Source organism: Staphylococcus simiae (assembly GCF_002902085.1).
Taxonomy (GTDB): Bacteria; Bacillota; Bacilli; order Staphylococcales; family Staphylococcaceae; genus Staphylococcus; species Staphylococcus simiae.
On the sequence record NZ_PPQR01000121.1, the window covers coordinates 1 to 455 of the forward strand.

The window sequence follows — 455 nt, forward strand, 5'->3', positions numbered from 1 at the left end:
GCTAAATGAGCGAGTTTGTGAGCATCAGCCTGATCAGTTTTCCATGATCTTAAAGAACTCGTTCTAAATTTAGCTTCTAACGGATTCATTTCAATAAAGTTAATTTGATTTACACGACAAAATCGTACCATAGCTCTTGAATAGATGCCTGTAGATTCAAAAATAGTTTGTGGATGATCTAAATCATTCAAATACTTTAATAGATAATTGTAGCCATTTTTATTATTTTGAATAGTAAATTCCTTTTGAAATTTTTCATCTTTATAATGTGCAACTACACTATTTCTTTTACTAATATCAATCCCTAAATAATCTATAAATAAAACCTCCTTATTTGATTTGAGAAGTTTGAACTTTACTTAACCTTTCTCATTTCACTTTCCTATACACGGTTTCAAGAACCCAACATACTACAAACGAATTTTAAAAGGCGAGAGTAAAGCTGACTAGTTTTT

The 455-nt window shown here is 29.5% G+C and carries 1 protein-coding gene; it reads right to left on the reverse strand.

What is annotated here, in order from left to right:
- Nucleotides 1-317: IS110 family transposase (locus CD113_RS11505; RefSeq protein WP_327078732.1), on the reverse strand; the 317-nt coding region annotated here is incomplete at its 3' end.
- Nucleotides 318-455: the final 138 nt, after the last annotated feature.